The following is a 17,759-nucleotide window of genomic DNA, read 5'->3' on the forward strand; positions in this document are numbered from 1 at the left end:
CCCCTTCTTTCGCGTGCCGCCGGTCACAGGCAGATCGGCCAGCCTTCGGCGCCCTCGAAGGTGAACTTCACCGAACTGGCCTGGCCGCCGGCGGCGTTCAGCACCTGCTTGAGGCGATAGGCGTTCTCCGGGTCGGTCAGGAACATCAGGAAGCCGCCGCCGCCAGCGCCGGAAACCTTGCCGGCCCACGCATCCGCCGCCATCGCCTCGTCATACAGCCGGTCCACGGCCGCGGTGGCGACGCCGGCGGCGGTGGCCTTCTTGGCAGCCCAGGAGCGGCCGAGGATCTCGGCGGTGCCACGAATGTCGCCGCGCAGCAGCGCGAGCTTCATCTCGATGGCGTCCTGCTTCAGCTTGTGCATGTTTTCGACGGTCTTGGTGTCCATCTGCTTCAGGCCGGCCACCTGTTCCTTGATGATGGTCTCCGACTGGCGCGACTGGCCGGTAAAGCAGATCACCAGGGAGGCCTCGAACTCGTTCAGGAACTCACGGCGAATACGCAGTGGATTGACGATGACCCGATCGGACGGCAGGAATTCGATGAAGTTCACCCCACCGAAGGCGGCCGAATACTGATCCTGCCGGCCGCCGGCAAGGCCGAGATGCTCGCGCTCGATCTCGAAGGCGAGGCGCGCCACGTCATAAGGGCCCAGCGGCAGGTGGAGCGCGTAGCGGAACGCCTCGATCAAGGCCACCACCAGCGCCGAGGAGGCGCCGAGCCCGGAACCGGCCGGCACGTCGATGGTGGTGGACATGGTGAGCGGCAGCGCCACCCCGTCACAATAGGTCCGCATCATGTGCGTGTAGACGGCGCGATGCAGGATCAATCCCTCGCGGATGGGGTGATCCAGGCTCGGCTCCAGCACCTCTTCGGTGCCCACGTCCCGGGCGCGCAGCACCAGCGCGCCGATGCGGTTGGTGCGAACATGCGCATAGGCGAAGCGGTCGATGGTGGCATTCAGCACATTGCCGCCGAACTCGTCGCAATACGGCGACAGATCGGTGCCGCCCCCGGCAAGGCCGAGGCGGAGGGGAGCACGGGCGCGGACGTTGAGCGCATCGCCGATGGCCATGGGTGCGATCCTTAGGTGCGACTCTTGGGAACGTTTCTTGGGAGCGTTTCTTGGGAGCGATCTTGGGGGAGTGGTCGGCAGAAATCGGAAAGACGGAACTCAGGCTGCCATTCTAGGTCGGCGCGCCAGCCATCGACATTGACCCTAGGCAATGCCGATGGCTGGCGATGCCGTCAAGCTTTGGTGAGGAACGGCAGCACCGTATCAAGGGTGGGGCCGGGGGCCTCCTCGCACATGAAGTGGCCGCCGGGCACCGCGGCCCCGGTCACCTCCGGCGCCAGCACCCGCCAGGCATCCAGCGGATTGGCGCCGCGTCCGGGAATGCCGGCCTCTCCCCAGGCAAGGAACGTGGGGCAGGAGAGGGTGCGGCCGGCAGCGATGTCGGCCTCGTCATGGGCGAGATCGAGGGTGGCGCCGGCGCGATAATCCGCACACATGGCATGGAGCCGGTCCGGCGAGGCGTAGGCGGCCCGGTAATAGGCGAGGGCGCGGGCGTCGAAAGCGGAGAGGTCTTTTGTGGCGGTCCAGCTCGCCAGCGTCCATTCGAGATAGAAATCGGATCGGCTGGAGATCAGCTTCTCCGGCAGCGGTGCCGGCTGGGCGAGGAACGACCAGTGATAGACCTGCAGCGCCCGCGCCCGGTCCATCTTGTGCCACATGATGTAGGTGGGGGCGATGTCGAGCAGCACCAGGCGGTCGAGCCGGCCCGGATTGTCGAGGCCGAGGCGGTAGCCCACCCGGGCGCCGCGGTCATGGCCCATGAGGTTGAAATGGGCGAAGCCGAGATGCTCCATCAGCTCCACCATGGCCGCCGCCATCGCCCTTTTGGCATAAGGGAAATGGTCCGGGCCCGGTTCCGGCGCCGCGCTCCAGCCGTAGCCGGGCAGGTCGGGGATCACCAGGGTGAAGTGCTCGGCAAGGCGCTGCGCCACCTGGTGCCACATCACATGGCTCTCGGGGTAGCCGTGCAGCAGCAGCAGCGGCGGCCCCTCGCCCCCCTGCCTCAGAAAGATGCGGCCGGCCTTGGTTTCCACATAATGGGAGGCAAAGCCCGGGAAGAGATCGGAGAGGTCGGCCATGGCGGGCTCCCTGGTTGGCGTTTCGGCCCTATTTCCCGTTGAGGACCACCGCGCATGCGGGCGGCAGGTCCTTGAGCGTTAAAGGCGGTTTGGGCTTTGCGGGTTCCTTGTCGGGCTTGGGGTGCAGCACCGCGTCGGAAAACCACCAGTCGAGTTCACTGCCGCAGCCGTCACCGGGGGGCGGCGCCTCTTGGGGCCGGCAGTCGGCATTGCCGGTGGGGCAGGCCAGGCGCACGTGCATGTGGTAGTCGTGACCCCAATAGGGGCGCACCTTGGCGAGCCAGGCGCGATCACCCGAAGCATCCCGGCACAGCGCCTTCTTGATGGCGGCGTTGACGAAGATGCGCTCGACGCCGGGATCGGTGGCGGCGGCGCGGATCACCTTCCAATGGTCCGGGCGCCAGTTCGCCGGGTTAATGTCGCGCCGGTCGGCGCGCACCATCATGGTGGCGGAGATCTTCTCCCGCTCTTCGGTGGTCAGGACGCGGCCGGGGCTGGGGGTGAGCCAGATGTCGGCATCGAGGCCGATCTGGTGGGAGGCATGGCCAGTGAGCATGGGGCCGCCACGCGGCTGCGACATGTCGCCGACAAGAATTCCACTCCAGCCCGAGACCTGGGGCACCTTCTGGGCGAACCGTTCGAGGAAGGCGATCAACTGCGGGTGGCCGAAATTGCGATGGCGCGAAAGCCGCATGACCTGCCACAGGGGCCCGTTGGCCTCCGGCCCGGTGATGGCCAGGGCCTCGCCACCGGCCAGGCATCCCTTGGAGTAGAAGCCGATGGCTTCCGGCAGGAATTCGCTGGCGGGCGCCCGGGCGCGTCCGAACAATTCCTTGGCGGGCGGCGCCTGCTCGGCGTGGGCGCCCGTCGCCAGCAGCGTCGCCAGCGTGGCGGCGCCGAGCCGCAGGGCGCGCCGGAGGCGGCCGGGCGAGGCTGGCGCCATGCTCAGCTCACCATCTTGTGGGTGAGCACCACGAAATCGCGGCCGGTGCGGGTGCCCGGATGGGCCGGAAGATCGGTGACCAGCAAGGTGGCGCCAGGGTGCATGAGGCTCGCCACCTGGCGGTTGATGGAGGGATCCACGGTGATGCGGGCCAGCGCCTGCGCGGCCTCTCCGGCGGGCGCGGCGTTGCCTTCGTAGGAGATGGCGCTCCAGCGCGGGGTGCCATCGCGGCTGGCCAGCACGTAGACCACATTGCCCAGGGGCGCGCTCGGATCAGCGATGGCGATGGGGCCCTGCAGCACCACCTGGCCGCCCCGCAGCACGGTGAGGGACTTGTCGGCGGCGCTCGCCACCATGGCGACCGCGGTCTCGGCCGCCGCCATGTCCTCCGGCGCGCCGGCGCCGGTGGCATTCACCGCCAGCTCCTGCTCCAGCCCTTCGCTCATGATGAGGCCGGGATGAAGCACATCCTGCGGCGCGGTGTGGTTGTCGGCGATGATCACCGGCGTGCCCACATGGGTGATGGAGAACAGCTCCTTGGCGAAGGCGAGCGGCAGGTGAACGCAGCCGTGGGAGGAGGGATAGCCCGGCAGGCCGCCCGCATGCAGCGCCACGCCCGACCAGGTCAGGCGCTCGGTGAACGGCATGGAGGCGTTGTTGTAGATGGAGGAGTGGTGATCGGCATCCTTGCCGAGGATGGTGAACACGCCGGTGGGCGTGTCGTGCCCCTCGCGACCGGTGGAGACCGTGGACACGCCGATGCGCACGCCGTTGCGATAGACATAGGCGCGCTGATCGTCGAGGTTCACCACCACCGCCACGAAGCCCTCCGGCGCCCGCTCGGGATGCCAGACATACTGGCCCGGCTTGAGGGCGGCGATGGCGGCGAGGTCCGGATCATCAGCGGCCTGTACCGGCCACAGGGCGTCGAGGGCGAAGCCGCCGCTCAGCGCCATGCCGAGCTGCAGAAAGCGGCGGCGGCTGAAGCCGTGCGCCAGCTTCGGACGGCTGGAGGGCGCAGGCACGGACGGCGAATCGACGGACATCAAGCGGTCTCCGCAGGGGCGAAATCCGCGCGATTATGCCGTCGAGAGCTTAATGCCGTCTCTCCATTCGCCACCCATCATGCCCTTGCGGTGCCCTGAAGGAGGCCCTTGCGGCCGCGCCGCTGCAGACACGGCTCAGTCGGCGTAGGGATTGTCCTTCTGGCGCAGGGTCAGGCGGATCGGCACGCCCGGCAGATTGAAGGTTTCCCGCAGGGCATTGGTGATGTAGCGGATATAGCTTTCCGGAAGCGCATCGGCCCGTGAGCAGAACAGCACGAACGATGGCGGGCGGGCCTTCGGCTGGGTCATGTAGCGCAACTTCACGCGGCGTCCCGACACCGCCGGCGGCGGGTGGTTGTCGACGATCTGCTGCAGGAAGCGGTTGAGCGGGTTGGTGGCGACGCGCTTGTTCCACACCTTGTGGGCCTGGGCGATGGCGTCCACCAGCTTGTCGAGGCCATGCCCGGTGAGGCCCGAGAGCGCCACGATGGGTACGCCCCGCAGCTGCGGCAACAGGTGGTCCGCTTCCTCCCGCAGCCGGGTGGCGAGGCCGCCACGGGCGATGAGGTCCGACTTGTTGTAGCCGATCACCACGGCGCGGCCTTCGCGCGCCACCAGATCGGCAATGCGCAGGTCCTGTTCCTCGAACGGGCGGGTGGCGTCGATCAGCACCACCACCACCTCGGCGAACTTCATGGCCCGCAGGGCATCGGCGGCGGAGAGCTTCTCCAGCTTGTCGTCGATGCGGGCGCGCTTGCGCAGGCCGGCGGTGTCGAACACCTCCAGCCGGGTGCCGTGGAACGTCACCTCCACGGCGATGGAATCGCGGGTGATGCCGGCTTCCGGGCCGGTGAGCAGGCGATCCTCGCCCAGCAGGCGGTTGATGAGGGTGGACTTGCCGGCATTGGGCCGCCCCAGCACCGCCACCTTGATGGGACGCTTGGGCGCGCCGTCATCGGCCTCGCCGGCATCCGCCTCTTCGTCCTCGTCCTCGTCTTCCGGCAGCTTGGTCTGCTCTGGCAGAGCGGCGCAGATGGCGTCGTAGAGGTCAGACAGGCCTTCGCCATGCTCGGCGGAGAACGGCACCGGCTCACCCAGGCCCAAAGCGAAGGCCTCGATGGCACCCGCCTCGCCACCGCGTCCCTCACTCTTGTTGGCGACCAGGATGGTGGGCTTGCCGGAGCGGCGCACCAGGCTGGCGAAGGCCCGGTCGGTGGGGGTGAGCCCCACCCGGGCGTCGATGAGGAACAAGATGGCATCGGCATCGCCGATGGCCGCCTCGGTCTGGGCCCGCATGCGGCCCTCGAGGCTGGCGGCGCTCGCCTCTTCCAGGCCGGCGGTATCGACGATGCGGAAGGTGAGATCGCCCAGATGGGCCTCGCCTTCGCGGCGGTCGCGGGTGACGCCGGGACGATCGTCCACCAGCGCGAGCTTCTTGCCCACGAGGCGGTTGAACAGGGTGGACTTGCCCACATTGGGGCGGCCGACGATGGCCAGGGTAAAGCTCATGGAAAGAGGCTCAAAAGCAGGGCCATCGCCGACGTCGGCACAGGGTCAGCGCGAGGAGGTCGCGCCGGATGCCGACGGGGCAGGCAGATCAATGGGGGCGTTGGCGTTGGTGGGCTGGCCGGGGCCTGTTGAATAGTCGACACCGGGCACCCCGGTCGGGAACACCGCATGGCGCTCGCCGGGCAGGGGCTTTTCCTTCTCCTCGAAGGGATTGAACTTCTCCAGGGTCTCGCAGCCGGTGGCGGTGAGGGCGAGACCGAGGACGAGTGCCAGACGCAGTGGTCGCAGCAGGCCGGATGACGACTTCATGGCGGGCCTCTCTTACTGGGCCGCAGGCGGCGCGGCAGGCATCGTCGCGGCGGGCGTCGTCGCGGCGGGCATCGGTGAAGCAGGCGCGGCCGGAGCCGTCGCCGGTGCAGCAGCCTTCGACGCACCATCCTCGGGCGCAGCATCCTTGGACGCGGTGCCGCCGGTAGTGGCGGGCGCGGTAGCAGGTGCGGCGGGCGCTGCGGCCTCGGCGGTGATGCGGCGGATCAGGTCGGCGCGCGAGCGGACGCCCGGCGCGCTGCCGGCATCCTCGGTAATGTCGGTGGCGGTCTTGTAGGCGGCGGCGGAATCGCCGGCCTTGAGCTGGGCGAGGGCCAGAACCTCACGGGCGGAATTGCGCAGGGCGCCGGTGCCGGCGGCCAGGTCGCCCACCCGCTTCTTCACCTCGCCGAGATCGGCGGTGTCGAGCAGAATCATGCCCGCGCGCAGCTGGGCCATGTCGCGCAGCAGCGGCTCCACGCTGCGGTTGGCGGCGATGGCATCGAACGCGGCCACGCCGGCTGCCGGGTCGCGGGCGGCGGCGGCACCGGCGGCACGGAAGGCGGCGATGGCGCGGTAGCCCTCGGGGCCGGTCTTGGCGATGGTCTCGAAGGCGGCTTCGGCCTCGGCGAACTTGCCGGCATCGGCAAGGGTGACCGCCTGCTGGAATTCCGCGCCGGCGGCGATGGCCTGCTGGGTGCGCCAATAGCGATAGCCGCTCCAGGCTCCCGCAGCGACGATGACGAGCACCACCGCGGCAATGATGAGGGCGCCGAACCGGTCCCACAGCTTGCGCAGGCGCTCGCGGCGCAGGTCTTCCTGGATTTCGTGAAAAATATCGGTCATCGGCGGTCCGCGGCTACAAAGTGCCGGCGTACCGGCAGTGGGCGCGTAACCTATCCATGCGGCTTCATCGTGGCAAACCCTCAGCGCAGATCCTGTGGGCAGCGGCGTGCGGAGGGGCGCTGTCGCTGGTTCTCACAGGCCGGTCTGGAAGCCGGCGCGCTTGAGGCGGACGATGGCGAGATCGAGCTTCTCCAGGAATGTGGAGCGGTCGCGCGCGGAGAAGGGGGGCGGCCCACTGGTGGCAAGTCCGGCACCGCGCAGATCTTCCATCAGATTGCGCGTGGCCAGGGCCATGCCGATGGAATCGCGGGTGAAGGGGCGACCGGTGGGGCTAATCACATCGGCGCCGGCCTTCACGCAGCGGTCGGCCAGGGGCACGTCGGCGGTCACCACCACGTCGCCGCGACAGACCCGCTCAGCGATATAATCGTCAGCGGCATCGGGGCCGCTCGGCACCACGACGCGAAGGATCAGTGGATCCTGGGGCACCGCGATCGCCGTGTTGGCCACGACATGGGCGCGAATGCCGTGGCGCCAGGCCACCTTGTAGGCCTCCGCCTTCACCGGGCAGGCATCGGCGTCGATATAAAGGGCGATGGGCGTGGTGCGGGCGATCATGGGGCCCACATGGCAGCTGCAGGCGCGCGCCGCAAGGGCGAGCGCCGCGAGGGTGGGTGGACGATCAGGGTGCGCCGCGCCTTTTGGTTTCTGACCTAAGGGTATGTGGCGCCGTGTCCGCATCGGTCTGGAAAAGCGCGGGGCAAAGGCTGGCGGCACGCATCGGCCCTGTTGACGGCGGCGTCGGCGCGCGCCAACCCTGGGCGCATGACTTCGCTGATCACCCGCGGCCGCCGCCGCCTCGAATCCATCCCCGTGCTCGGCCCATTGCTCGCCTCGGTGAGCCACATGGAGCGCATGACGCTGGCGACCCTGGGCTTCACGGCCTGCGCGCTCTACGCCTTCGTCAAGGTGGCGGACGAGGTGCTGGAAGGGGACGCGGGGAGCCTCGATCGCTCGATCCTGCTGGCGCTGCGCGATCCCAACAACCTTTCCGATCCCCTCGGCCCGCCTTGGTTCGAAGAGATGATGCGGGACTTCACCGCCCTGGGCTCGACCGGGGTGCTGACCCTCCTCACTTTGGTGGTGCTGGCGTTCCTGATGATGACCGGCAAGCGCCACGCGGCGCTGCTGGTGGCGGTGTCGGTGGCCGGTGGAACGGCGCTGTCGCAGGTGATGAAGTGGGGCTTCGATCGGCCGCGGCCGGATCTGGTGCCGCACGGGGTGGCGGTCTACACCCAGAGCTTCCCCAGCGGCCACGCCATGCTCTCCGCCGTGGTCTATCTCACTCTCGGCGCGCTGCTGGCGCGCACCCAGGCGCGAACCCGGGTCAAGGTGTTCCTGCTGGCGGTGGCCGCCACCCTGACGGTGATCGTCGGCGTCAGCCGCATCTATCTGGGCGTGCATTGGCCCACCGACGTGCTCGGCGGCTGGATGCTGGGCGCGGCGTGGGCCTGCCTGTGCTGGCTGGTGATGCTGTGGCTGCAGCACACGGGTGAGGTGGAAACCCCGCGGGGCGAGGAGACCGACGCCTGAGGCCTTTCGGGTGGTCCGGACAGCCGTGAAAAGGCGCTCGCGTATGGAATGAGCGCCGTCTCGTCGCCGCGCCGCTATCCACCTGGCTCGAAATGCCGCTCGAACCTGGGCCGGGCGTGCCACCGGCCTAGGTGCCGTCAGCGGTCGGGCCGGTAGCTGGCCTGGTCGATGCCATGCCGGCGCAGCTTGTCATAGAACGTCTTGCGCGGAATCCCGAGGGTGCGCACCGCCGCCTGCACGTCGCCCCGGGTGGCCGACAGGGCGGCGCGGATCTCCGCCGCCTCGAATGCCTCCACGCGCTCCGGCAACGGCAACGGACTGGCGAGGTCTGCGTCCGCGGGCGGCGGGGCGCTGCGTGGACCGGGCAGGCCGAGGGCCACGCGCTCGGCGAAATGAGCCAGCTCGCGCACATTGCCGGGCCAACTGTGGGTGTCCAGATGGTGACGCACCGCCGCCGTGAGCGCCGGCGGCTCGCGACCGAAGCGCTGGGCCGCCTGGCCGAGGAAATGGCCGAACAGCACCGGCAGATCCTCCCGCCGCTCGCGCAGGGGCGGCACGTGCACGGCCGCCACGTGCAGGCGGTAATAGAGATCCTCCCGGAAATCCCCCTTCCGCACCAGGTCGATCAGGTCGACCTTCGACGCCGCCACCACCCGCAGGTTCACCGGCCGGATCTCATTGGTGCCGAGCGGCTGCACCTCGCGCGCCTCCAGCACCCGCAGCAGCTTCACCTGCAGCGCCGGCGACATGGCCTCGATCTCGTCCAGGAACAAGGTGCCGCCACTGGCGTGCTCGATGCGGCCCACACGCTTCTTCACCGCGCCGGTGAAGGCACCGGCCTCGTGTCCGAACAATTCGCTCTCGATCATCGCCTCGGGCAGGGCGCCGCAATTCACCGCCACCAGATGCTGGCCGGCACGCCGGCTCCAGCGGTGCAGCGTGTGCGCCACCACTTCCTTGCCGGTGCCGGTTTCGCCTTCCACCAGGACATCGACATCCGCGTCGGCGAGCTGGCGCAGCACCTGCCGCAGCCGGTCCATGGCCGGACCGATGCCGAGCAGCGGCAGGTCGGCGCTGGCCGCCTCCGCCTGTCGCCTCAGTTCGCGGTTCTCCAGCACCAGACGCCGCTTTTCGAGGGCATGGCGCACGGCGCTCAGCAGCCGCTCCATGGGGTAGGGCTTGGCGACGAAGTCATAGGCGCCCTCGCGCATCGCCTCCACCGCCATGGCGATGTCGCCATGGCCGGTGATGAGGATCACCGGCAGGTCGCCATCCAGGCGCTTCAGCTTCTGGAACAAAGTGAGCCCGTCCATGCGCGGCATCCGCACGTCGCTCACCACCACGCCGGGGAAATCCGCATCGAGCTCGGCCAGTGCCGCCTCGGCCGAGCCATAGGCCGCTACCGTGAGGCCCGCCAGCATCAGCGCCTGGACATTGGCCGCCCGCAGCACCTCGTCGTCATCGATGAAGGCGACGTCCATTAGTGGGCCTCCGGCAGGGTGAGGGTGAAGCGGGCGCCGTGGTCGTTTTCAACGGTGATGGCGCCGCCGAATTCGCGGATGATGTCCTGGCAGATCACCAGGCCCAGCCCGAGCCCATTGGGCTTGGTGGTGGTGAAAGGCAGGAACAGCGCTTCCATCACTTCCGCGGGCAGGCCCGGGCCGTCGTCCGCCACCACGATGCGCACATCGCCGCCCACCCGCCCGGCGCTGATGTGGATGTTGCCGTGCGGCTGTCCGGTGAGCGCCTCGGCGGCATTCTGCAGGAGATTGACGAACACCTGCTCCAGCCGGGCGCGATCGGCGCGCACCCGAAGCTCGGGCGGGTTCACCTTCACGCTCAAGCTGATGTCCTGCTGGCGCAGGCGGTAGCCCATGAGCAGCAGGGCTCCGTTGATGGCCGCCTCCACCTCCACCGGCCCCACGTCGCGGGCGCGCTTGCGGGCGAAGGCGCGCAGCTCCTGGGTGATGGTGCCGATGCGCTCGGTGAGGGCGGCGATGGTGGTGAGATTGGCCCGGGCGGCGTCGGGCTGGTGCTGGTCGAGAAAGGTGCCGGCGTTGTCGGCGAACACGCGGATGGCCGCCAGGGGCTGGTTCACCTCATGGGCGATGCTGGCGGCGATCTGGCCCAGCACCGCCAGCTTGGAGGCCTGGGCCAGCTCGTCCTGGAGCACCTCCAGGGCGATGCGGGCGCGGCGCCGCTCAGCCATTTCGGCGCGCAGCTGCTCGTTGGCATCCTGCAGCTCGGCGGTGCGGGTGGCCACCCGTTCCTCCAGCTCCCGGCGGGCCGCGGCGCCCCGGGCCTTCTCTCCCTTGAGCTGGTGGCGCCGGGTGAGGACCAGGCCAGCGGTGCCGAAGCCGACCACGCCCAGCAGCAGCGCCAGCGAGCGGGTGGCGGTGGCGGCGAGGGCCAGCGCCGGCGCGGTGGGGGAGAGCACGTGCAGGGTCCAGCCGGTGGTGGGCACCGCCGCCTCGGTTTCCACGAAGGTCTGGGCCGTGCGGGCGCCGGGCAGGGTGGTGCGCACGGTGTCGGCGCCCTCGGGGCCTGGCTGCAGGGGGAGCGGATCCAGCGGCGCCTCGCCGAACTGGAGGCTGTTGCGCAGCGCCGCTTTCTCCGCCGGGGCGAGCGGCCCCAGTGCTCTGAACCGCCAGGCCGGCTCGCTGGTGATGAGGACGATGGAATGGTTGTCGGTCACGAAGGTGGGGGCCGGCAGGGGCAGCCGCCGCCAGTCGTTCTCCATCTCGTCGAACTCGGCCTTCACCACCAGCACCCCGAGGGGGCCGTCGGGTCCGTCCACCCGCCGGGTCAGGTAGAGGCCGGGGTGAAGGCTCACGGTGCCGAAGGCGAAATGCTCCGCCGCCCCCTCGGCCATGGCCCGCACGAAATAGGGGCGGAAGGAATAATCCGAACCCACGAAGCTCATGGGGGTGCCGGCATTGCTGGCCGAGATGCACAGCCCGTGGGGATCGAGCAGGTAGATGACGCCGGTGCGGGTGGCGGTGGCGAGGGACCGCAGCTTGTTGTCGAGGGCCTGGATGCTGGCGGCGTCGCCGTGGTCCAGGGCCGCATGCACGTCCGGATCCTGCGCCAGCACCACCGGCAGGGTGCGCTGCTTCTCGATCTCCGCCCGCAGTGCGGCCACGCGCAGGTCGGCGGCGAAGACGCCTTCCCCGTGCACCCGCGCCAGCGCCAGGCGCTCGGCCCCATAGACCGCCAGCCGGTCGAGGCCCACCAGCGCCACCAGCGCGACCGCGATGAAGCCGAGCGCCGGGCGCAGGCGCGTCCACCGGCTGGCCCGGCCCGTGCCCGGCGCGGCCAGGGCGTGCCCGGCGGATCGAAACCGAAAGAACGTCACGTGGGCACATCCAAAATGTGCGGATTTCCGCACGGCAGGAGGGGCGAGTTGTGCGGCAGGCCACACGAAAAGTCGAGGCTGCTGGCGCCACCCTCGCGGTGTTAACGTTTTTTCAATGGCTTATCGGTGGCGCGCCACCGGCCGGCGCATGGCATGGGGCTTGCGAAAGCGCAACGCTCGCAGGCAATCCCCCGCGAGCGTTGCGCAACCCATCCTGCTGCGACGCCCCCCGACACAAGAGGTGCGACGCGGCTGGCGGAGGAAACGGTCCATGGCCCCAGTGCTCCCGGCGGCGGCGCCTGCTGCGCCCCGCAGGCTCCATCAGCATCTCTATGTGCAGGTCCTCGTCGCCATCGGCGCGGGCATTCTGCTCGGCCACTTCTATCCAAGCCTCGGCGCGGACATGAAGCCGCTGGGCGACGCCTTCATCAAGCTGGTGAAGATGGTCATCGCGCCGGTCATCTTCCTGACGGTGGTGACCGGCATCGCCGGTATGCGCGATCTCGGCAAGGTGGGGCGCGTGGCCGGCAAGGCCATGATCTACTTCCTCACCTTCTCCACCCTGGCGCTGATCATCGGCCTGATCGTCGGCAATACGATTCAACCCGGCGCCGGCCTCAACATCGATCCGGCGACCCTCGACCACAAGGCGGTGGCCGGCTACGCCGCCAAGGCCCACGACCAGTCCATCATCGGCTTCCTGATGGGCATCATCCCCAACACGCCGGTGAGCGCGCTGGCCTCGGGCGACATCCTGCAGGTGCTGTTCTTCTCGGTGCTGTTCGGCATCGCGCTTGGCGGCATCGGCGAGCGCGGCGAGCCGGTCATGACGGTGCTGCAGTCGGCGGCCCAGGCCATGTTCCGGCTGGTGGCGATCTTGATGAAGGCGGCGCCCATCGGCGCGTTTGGCGCCATGGCCTTCACCATCGGCAAGTACGGCATCGGCTCGGTGGCGAATCTCGCCTTCCTGATCGCCACGTTCTACTTCACCTCCATCATTTTCGTGGTGGGCGTGCTGGGGCTGGTGGCGCGCTACAACGGCTTCTCCATCTTCGCGCTGCTGCGCTACATCCGCGAGGAGCTGCTGCTGGTGCTGGGCACCTCTTCTTCCGAGGCGGCGCTGCCGAGCCTCATGGAGAAGATGGAGCGGGCCGGCTGCGGTAAGTCGGTGGTGGGGCTTGTCATTCCCACCGGCTATTCGTTCAACCTCGATGGCACCAACATCTATATGACGCTGGCCTCGCTGTTCATCGCCCAGGCGGTGGGCATCCAGCTGTCGCTCTGGGATCAGCTGCTGCTGCTGCTGGTGGCCATGCTGTCGTCCAAGGGCGCGGCGGGCATCACCGGTGCCGGCTTCATCACCCTGGCCGCCACCCTTTCGGTGGTGCCCTCGGTGCCGGTGGAAGGCATGGCGCTGATTCTCGGCATTGATCGCTTCATGTCGGAATGCCGCGCACTCACCAATTTCGTCGGCAATGCGGTGGCCACCATCGTGGTGGCGGGCTGGGAGAAGGACCTGGATCGCGACCAGCTGAACGCGGCGTTGTCGGGCCGGATACCCGATGCCACGGACCAGCTGGCCCTCGCCACCGCCGACGGTCCGGAGGACTGAGAGGGATCGGCCTGCGGGAGACGGTTCGCGTTCACGACGAACGGCCGGTGAGATCACTCACCGGCCGTTTTGTATTTGGGTCTCTCGCAGGTCGTCAGGCGGCGTCCACCAGGATGACTTCCGCATCCTCAAGCGCCTTCACCTCGATCCGCGCCTCGTCACGGATGGCGGCGCCATCCCGCTCCGCCACCGGCGTGCCGTTGACCTCCACCGATCCGCGGGCGGGCACCAGATAAAGGTGGCGACCGGCCTCCGGCTCATAGACTGCGCTCTCGCCTGCCTTGAGGGTGGCGGCCACGAGGCGCGCGTCGGCGCGGATCATAAGGGCGTCGTCGGCGTCGCCATCGCGGCCGCTCGCCAGAGTGACGAACCGGCCGGAGCGCTCGCCCTTCGGGAAGGGCCGGGCGTCCCATCGCGGCGCGCCGCCGCGGCTCTCGGGGATGATCCAGATCTGGAAGATCTTGGTGGGACCTTTCTCCAGATTATACTCCGAGTGGCGGATGCCGGCACCGGCGCTCATCACCTGCACATCGCCGGCCTCGGTGCGGCCGCGATTGCCCTGGTCATCCTGGTGGGTGATGGCCCCTTCACGCACATAGGTGATGATCTCCATGTCGCGGTGGGGATGCAGCGGGAAGCCGGTGCCAGGGGCGATGTCGTCATCGTTCCACACCCGCAGATTGCCCCAGTGCACGCGGTTGGGGTCGAAATAATCCGCGAATGAGAAATGGTGCTTCGTATCGAGCCAGCCGTGGTCGGCGCCGCCGAGACGCGAGAAGGGACGCAGGTCGATCATGGGGTGAACTCCTCCCGGCTGGCGTTGCCGCACAAGGGCGCGGGCAGCGCTTCCGGTCCCGTTGGACATGGAGGGAATATGGCATTGATCTCGTGGGCCAAAAGTGGAAACAATCGAAACCCATGGTTTCCATTTCTATGCCACAGCGCCTGCCGGATCTCGAAGCCTGGGCGATCTTCGCCAAGGTTGTCGAAGTGGGCTCGTTCGCCCGTGCCGCGGCGGATCTCAACCTCTCCAAGGCGACGGTCTCCAAGGCCATCGGCCGCTTGGAACTGCGGCTTGGCACCCGCCTGCTGAACCGCACCGCGCGCCATCTCTCGCTGACCGCCGCCGGGCGGGCCGCTGCGGTGAGCGCCGGGCGCCTGCTGGCGGAAGCGGAGGCGGCGGAGGCCGAGGCCCTCTCCCAATCCGTGGAGCCGCAGGGGGTGGTGCGGCTGGCGGCTCCCATGTCGTTCGGCCTGCGCCACGTGGCGCCGCTGTTGCCGGAGTTGCTGGAGACCTTTCCCAAGCTCTCCATCGACCTGCATCTGGCCGATGCGCAGGTGGACCTGTTGGCGGACGGGTTCGATCTGGCCCTGCGCATCGCCAGCCTGCCGGCCTCAAGCCTGAAGATGCGGCGCATCTGCACCGTGCGGCGCATGCTGGTGGGGGCCCCGGCCTATTTCGCCCGCGCCGGGCGGCCGGAGCATCCCCGCGATCTGAACAGCCATCGCTGCCTGGGCTATGCCTATCTGCCCGCCCCGGACCGCTGGCGCTTCGTGAATGCCGCCGGCGAGGTCGAGACGGTGACGCCTTCGGGGCCGCTGCGCGCCAACAATGCCGACGCGCTGACGCCCATGCTGCTGGCGGGGCAGGGCATCGCCGTGCAGCCGGAATTCATGGTGTGGCAGGATCTGGCGGCTGGTCGGCTCGAACGGGCATTGTCCGGCTGGTCGATGCCGGACGTGGATCTCAGCATTCTGCTGCCTCCGGGTGGCCTGAAGCCGGCGCGGGTCACGGTGGTGGTGGATTTTCTGGCCGCGCGCCTGGCCGCCGCGCCCTGGGCGGAGGCGGGCTGAGCCGCTGCCGCGTCACATCGGAGAGGCGCGGACAAAAGAAAACCTCCGCCGGAGGGCGGAGGTTTAGCGTGGGGCAGCCTTGCGCGGTGTCGTCGGTTCAGTCGAACAGGCTGGAGACCGATTCCTCATGGGCGGTCCGCGCCACCGCCTCGCCGAGGAGGCCGGCGATGGAGAGCACGCGGATGTTGCGGGCCACCCGGACCGCTTCGGTCGGCAGGATGGAATCGGTGATCACCAATTCCTTGAGCTTGGATGCGGTGATGCGGGCCACCGCGCCGCCGGAGAGCACGCCATGGGTGATGTAGGCGGTGACTTCCTTGGCGCCGCGCGCGAGCAGCGCCTCGGCGGCGTTCACCAGGGTGCCGCCGGAATCCACGATGTCGTCCACCAGGATGCAGGAGCGGCCTTCCACATTACCGATGACGTTCATCACCTCGCTCTCGCCGGGGCGCTCGCGGCGCTTGTCGACGATGGCGAGCTGGGCGTCGATGCGCTTGGCCAGGGCGCGGGCGCGCACCACGCCGCCCACGTCGGGCGACACCACCATGAGGTTGGAGAGCTCGAACCGCTCCTTGATGTCGCGCACCATCACCGGGGCGGAATAGAGATTGTCGGTGGGGATGTCGAAGAAGCCCTGGATCTGCCCGGCGTGGAGGTCGAGGGTCATCACGCGGTCAGCGCCGGCGTGGGTGATGAGATTGGCGACCAGCTTGGCGGAAATGGGGGTGCGCGGGCCGGGTTTGCGATCCTGGCGGGCGTAGCCGAAATACGGCAGCACCGCGGTGATGCGCTTGGCCGAGGCCCGACGGAGCGCGTCGATGATGATCAACAGCTCCATCAGGTGATCATTGGTGGGGAACGAGGTGGACTGGAGGACGAACACGTCCTGGCCACGCACGTTTTCCTGGATCTCGACGAAGATCTCCATGTCCGCGAAGCGCCGCACCACCGCTTTGGTGAGGGGGGTCGCGAGATAGGCGGCAATAGCTTCCGCGAGCGCGCGGTTGGAATTGCCCGCGACGAGCTTCATAGGACCATTTTCCGCTGACATCTGACGCTCCGCCCCGGCGTTGCGGGTCTCTCAAGGCTTGGGACGCTCTGATAGGCGCCTCGTTCGGACCTTGTAAAGGTCCAGTTCACTGAGCTGCATAGGCAAGTGCGGCCGGTGAGGAAGGGGCCAGCGCTGCGGTTGCATCAGCCACCGGCCCGGTGGCTGTGGCGGCCGACGCTGCCGGTGCCGCGTCGGCACCCGTTGCCGCCGGCGCGGCTGTCGCGGCGGTTTCCACCGGCGCCGGCTGGGCCGCCGGGGCGGTGCTGCCTCCGACGCCGAGCGCCTGCGCGAAATCGGCCATTGAGCGATCGGCGATGCGGGCCAGAACCGCGTCGTCACAGGCCGACCAATTGGCGGAACCCTTTGTCGAGGCGCCCTTTTCCTCGCCGGTGATGCGCACGACACGGGTCTTGCCGGGGTCGTAGACATCCCAGGCATAGGCGCAGCTCGCCTTGCCCCGTTCCACGTGCATGGACAGGTAGCCCTTGACGCGATAGGCGCCCTGGTCCTCCCGTGAGGCCACCTTCACCTGCCGGCTCTGGGCCTCATCGGACAAGTGGCCCACCAGCTTGTCGAACGTGGCCTTGGGCGGTCCGTCGATGGAGTCGAAGGCAAGCGCGCCGTTGGCGGACATCCCGGCTCCGTCGGTCTGGCATGCGGCGAGCGCAAGGCTCATCAACAGCATGCCGGTGCGCAGCACGGGGGGTGCGGCACGCAGGCCGTTCGACGGGTGGCGTGAGGGGTGGTCGGGCGTGGCGGGGGCCTTCGGATTGTCGACCATGGCCTCTGGTGCCCGCATGACGGCTCCTGCTCGCTGTCCAATGGCGCAAGAGGTAGCGGCAAACGCGGGCGCGGTCCACAAAAACGGTTAAAAGGTTGTTAACGCCCCCGGGCCTAGCGGAGGGATTGCAGCAAGCCCATGAACCGCATGGTGCCTTCCGGCCAGGGGCCGAAGCCGGCGCCGCCATTGATGTGGCCGGCATCGCCGGCATCCACCAGCTCGCCGCCCCAGGCTGCAGCCAACTTTTCGGCCGCCTCGTAGCTGCAATAGGGGTCGGTGCGGCTCGCCACCACAACGCTGGGAAAGGGCAGGGGCTGGCGTGGCATGGGGACGAAGCTGGCGAACAGCGGGTTGCGCGGCTCGGCCTCCAGGTCCGGCGGCGCCACCAGGAAGGCGCCCACGACTTTGCCGGCCGGCAGCAGGGGCGCGGCATGGGCGAGGGTGGTGACGCCGAGCGAGTGGGCGACGATCACCACCGGCCGCGGCGCCGCGGCCACCGCCTCCACCACGGCCTGCGTCCAGGCCGTGCGGCTCGGCTGGGAGAAATCCGCCTGGCGCACGCGGGTCGCGGTGGTCAGCCGGCTTTCCCAACGGCTCTGCCAGTGATCGGCATCGGAATCGTTCCAGCCGGGGACAATGAGGATGGACGTGTCGGACGATTTCATAGCGGCTTTCCGGCATGGCTTGGAGGACGCGAATCTCACGGCGGCA

The 17,759-nt window shown here is 68.9% G+C and carries 17 protein-coding genes; 3 read left to right on the forward strand and 14 right to left on the reverse strand.

The features are described 5' to 3' along the window. Positions 1 to 23: 23 nt before the first annotated feature. The 8 genes from ACU4E7_RS14680 to ACU4E7_RS14715 form a co-directional block, all read right to left on the reverse strand. Positions 24 to 1,073, reverse strand: coding sequence for a GHMP family kinase ATP-binding protein (locus ACU4E7_RS14680; protein WP_238121722.1), 1,050 nt, complete (start codon positions 1,071 to 1,073; stop codon positions 24 to 26). A gap of 173 nt (positions 1,074 to 1,246) precedes the next feature. Continuing rightward, the gene (locus ACU4E7_RS14685; protein ID WP_238121723.1) at positions 1,247 to 2,152 is read right to left on the reverse strand and encodes an alpha/beta fold hydrolase; all 906 of its coding nucleotides are present in this window, start codon (positions 2,150 to 2,152) and stop codon (positions 1,247 to 1,249) included. A 28-nt stretch (positions 2,153 to 2,180) separates the two neighbouring features. Continuing rightward, positions 2,181 to 3,095, reverse strand: coding sequence for a penicillin-insensitive murein endopeptidase (mepA, locus tag ACU4E7_RS14690; protein WP_447019274.1), 915 nt, complete (start codon positions 3,093 to 3,095; stop codon positions 2,181 to 2,183). 2 nt (positions 3,096 to 3,097) lie between these two features. After that, positions 3,098 to 4,141, reverse strand: coding sequence for a L,D-transpeptidase (locus ACU4E7_RS14695; protein ID WP_447019275.1), 1,044 nt, complete (start codon positions 4,139 to 4,141; stop codon positions 3,098 to 3,100). Positions 4,142 to 4,276: 135 nt separating this feature from the next. Continuing rightward, positions 4,277 to 5,650: a ribosome biogenesis GTPase Der gene (gene der / locus ACU4E7_RS14700; protein ID WP_447019276.1), complete on the reverse strand. Its 1,374-nt coding sequence runs from the start codon at positions 5,648 to 5,650 to the stop codon at positions 4,277 to 4,279. Between the two features lie 45 nt (positions 5,651 to 5,695). Continuing rightward, on the reverse strand, positions 5,696 to 5,959 hold the full coding sequence (locus ACU4E7_RS14705) for a hypothetical protein (RefSeq protein WP_238121727.1): 264 nt from the start codon (positions 5,957 to 5,959) through the stop codon (positions 5,696 to 5,698). A gap of 12 nt (positions 5,960 to 5,971) precedes the next feature. After that, positions 5,972 to 6,802, reverse strand: coding sequence for a tetratricopeptide repeat protein (locus ACU4E7_RS14710; protein ID WP_238121728.1), 831 nt, complete (start codon positions 6,800 to 6,802; stop codon positions 5,972 to 5,974). A gap of 132 nt (positions 6,803 to 6,934) precedes the next feature. Then, positions 6,935 to 7,420 carry a YaiI/YqxD family protein gene (locus tag ACU4E7_RS14715; RefSeq protein WP_447019277.1) on the reverse strand — a complete coding sequence of 162 codons (486 nt, stop codon included), beginning with the start codon at positions 7,418 to 7,420 and terminating at the stop codon, positions 6,935 to 6,937. Between the two features lie 207 nt (positions 7,421 to 7,627). On the opposite strand from ACU4E7_RS14715, the gene ACU4E7_RS14720 reads away from it, so the two are divergent. Then, positions 7,628 to 8,395, forward strand: a complete 768-nt coding sequence (locus ACU4E7_RS14720) for a phosphatase PAP2 family protein (RefSeq protein ID WP_447019278.1) — start codon at positions 7,628 to 7,630, stop codon at positions 8,393 to 8,395. 137 nt (positions 8,396 to 8,532) lie between these two features. Here the strand turns inward: ACU4E7_RS14720 and ACU4E7_RS14725 are convergent, their stop codons facing one another. Together ACU4E7_RS14725 and ACU4E7_RS14730 are read right to left on the reverse strand one after the other, a co-directional pair. After that, on the reverse strand, positions 8,533 to 9,876 hold the full coding sequence (locus ACU4E7_RS14725; RefSeq protein ID WP_447019279.1) for a sigma-54-dependent transcriptional regulator: 1,344 nt from the start codon (positions 9,874 to 9,876) through the stop codon (positions 8,533 to 8,535). Further along, entirely contained in the window at positions 9,876 to 11,750 is a 1,875-nt protein-coding gene (locus ACU4E7_RS14730; protein ID WP_447019280.1) for a sensor histidine kinase, read from the reverse strand. The genes ACU4E7_RS14725 and ACU4E7_RS14730 overlap by 1 nt, the downstream gene beginning before the upstream one ends. A gap of 271 nt (positions 11,751 to 12,021) precedes the next feature. Between ACU4E7_RS14730 and ACU4E7_RS14735 the strand changes: the two genes are divergently transcribed. Next, positions 12,022 to 13,362, forward strand: a complete 1,341-nt coding sequence (locus tag ACU4E7_RS14735; RefSeq protein ID WP_238121732.1) for a dicarboxylate/amino acid:cation symporter — start codon at positions 12,022 to 12,024, stop codon at positions 13,360 to 13,362. Positions 13,363 to 13,456: 94 nt separating this feature from the next. Here ACU4E7_RS14735 and ACU4E7_RS14740 read toward each other — a convergent pair whose 3' ends face one another. Then, complete coding sequence (locus tag ACU4E7_RS14740; RefSeq protein WP_447019281.1) at positions 13,457 to 14,158, reverse strand: pirin family protein; 702 nt, start codon at positions 14,156 to 14,158, stop codon at positions 13,457 to 13,459. Between the two features lie 122 nt (positions 14,159 to 14,280). Here ACU4E7_RS14740 and ACU4E7_RS14745 point away from each other — a divergent pair, with 122 nt between their 5' ends. Further along, positions 14,281 to 15,216: a LysR family transcriptional regulator gene (locus ACU4E7_RS14745; RefSeq protein WP_447019282.1), complete on the forward strand. Its 936-nt coding sequence runs from the start codon at positions 14,281 to 14,283 to the stop codon at positions 15,214 to 15,216. Positions 15,217 to 15,313: 97 nt separating this feature from the next. Here ACU4E7_RS14745 and ACU4E7_RS14750 read toward each other — a convergent pair whose 3' ends face one another. The 3 genes from ACU4E7_RS14750 to ACU4E7_RS14760 all read right to left on the reverse strand — a co-directional run bounded on the left by ACU4E7_RS14750 (position 15,314) and on the right by ACU4E7_RS14760 (position 17,713). Further along, a complete protein-coding gene (locus ACU4E7_RS14750) occupies positions 15,314 to 16,267 on the reverse strand; it encodes a ribose-phosphate pyrophosphokinase (protein ID WP_447019283.1) in 954 nt (317 codons plus the stop codon). A gap of 85 nt (positions 16,268 to 16,352) precedes the next feature. Then, on the reverse strand, positions 16,353 to 17,066 hold the full coding sequence (locus ACU4E7_RS14755) for a hypothetical protein (RefSeq protein ID WP_447019284.1): 714 nt from the start codon (positions 17,064 to 17,066) through the stop codon (positions 16,353 to 16,355). Between the two features lie 95 nt (positions 17,067 to 17,161). Then, the gene (locus ACU4E7_RS14760; protein ID WP_447019285.1) at positions 17,162 to 17,713 is read right to left on the reverse strand and encodes an RBBP9/YdeN family alpha/beta hydrolase; all 552 of its coding nucleotides are present in this window, start codon (positions 17,711 to 17,713) and stop codon (positions 17,162 to 17,164) included. Between the last annotated feature and the right edge of the window lie 46 nt (positions 17,714 to 17,759).

The sequence above is a fragment of the Xanthobacter sp. ZOL 2024 genome (genome assembly GCF_052932325.1).

Excerpts from the sequence above, each read along its gene's own strand:
- ACU4E7_RS14685 (WP_238121723.1), bottom strand. The coding sequence starts at position 2,152 with ATGGCCGACCTCTCCGATCTCTTCCCGGGCTTTGCCTCCCATTATGTG.
- ACU4E7_RS14760 (WP_447019285.1), bottom strand. The coding sequence starts at position 17,713 with ATGAAATCGTCCGACACGTCCATCCTCATTGTCCCCGGCTGGAACGAT.
- ACU4E7_RS14680 (WP_238121722.1), bottom strand. The coding sequence starts at position 1,073 with ATGGCCATCGGCGATGCGCTCAACGTCCGCGCCCGTGCTCCCCTCCGC.
- ACU4E7_RS14750 (WP_447019283.1), bottom strand. The coding sequence starts at position 16,267 with ATGTCAGCGGAAAATGGTCCTATGAAGCTCGTCGCGGGCAATTCCAAC.
- ACU4E7_RS14695 (WP_447019275.1), bottom strand. The coding sequence starts at position 4,141 with ATGTCCGTCGATTCGCCGTCCGTGCCTGCGCCCTCCAGCCGTCCGAAG.
- ACU4E7_RS14705 (WP_238121727.1), bottom strand. The coding sequence starts at position 5,959 with ATGAAGTCGTCATCCGGCCTGCTGCGACCACTGCGTCTGGCACTCGTC.
- der (WP_447019276.1), bottom strand. The coding sequence starts at position 5,650 with ATGAGCTTTACCCTGGCCATCGTCGGCCGCCCCAATGTGGGCAAGTCC.
- ACU4E7_RS14720 (WP_447019278.1), top strand. The coding sequence starts at position 7,628 with ATGACTTCGCTGATCACCCGCGGCCGCCGCCGCCTCGAATCCATCCCC.
- ACU4E7_RS14755 (WP_447019284.1), bottom strand. The coding sequence starts at position 17,066 with ATGCGGGCACCAGAGGCCATGGTCGACAATCCGAAGGCCCCCGCCACG.
- ACU4E7_RS14745 (WP_447019282.1), top strand. The coding sequence starts at position 14,281 with ATGGTTTCCATTTCTATGCCACAGCGCCTGCCGGATCTCGAAGCCTGG.
- ACU4E7_RS14725 (WP_447019279.1), bottom strand. The coding sequence starts at position 9,876 with ATGGACGTCGCCTTCATCGATGACGACGAGGTGCTGCGGGCGGCCAAT.
- ACU4E7_RS14740 (WP_447019281.1), bottom strand. The coding sequence starts at position 14,158 with ATGATCGACCTGCGTCCCTTCTCGCGTCTCGGCGGCGCCGACCACGGC.
- ACU4E7_RS14735 (WP_238121732.1), top strand. The coding sequence starts at position 12,022 with ATGGCCCCAGTGCTCCCGGCGGCGGCGCCTGCTGCGCCCCGCAGGCTC.
- ACU4E7_RS14710 (WP_238121728.1), bottom strand. The coding sequence starts at position 6,802 with ATGACCGATATTTTTCACGAAATCCAGGAAGACCTGCGCCGCGAGCGC.
- ACU4E7_RS14715 (WP_447019277.1), bottom strand. The coding sequence starts at position 7,420 with ATGATCGCCCGCACCACGCCCATCGCCCTTTATATCGACGCCGATGCC.
- mepA (WP_447019274.1), bottom strand. The coding sequence starts at position 3,095 with ATGGCGCCAGCCTCGCCCGGCCGCCTCCGGCGCGCCCTGCGGCTCGGC.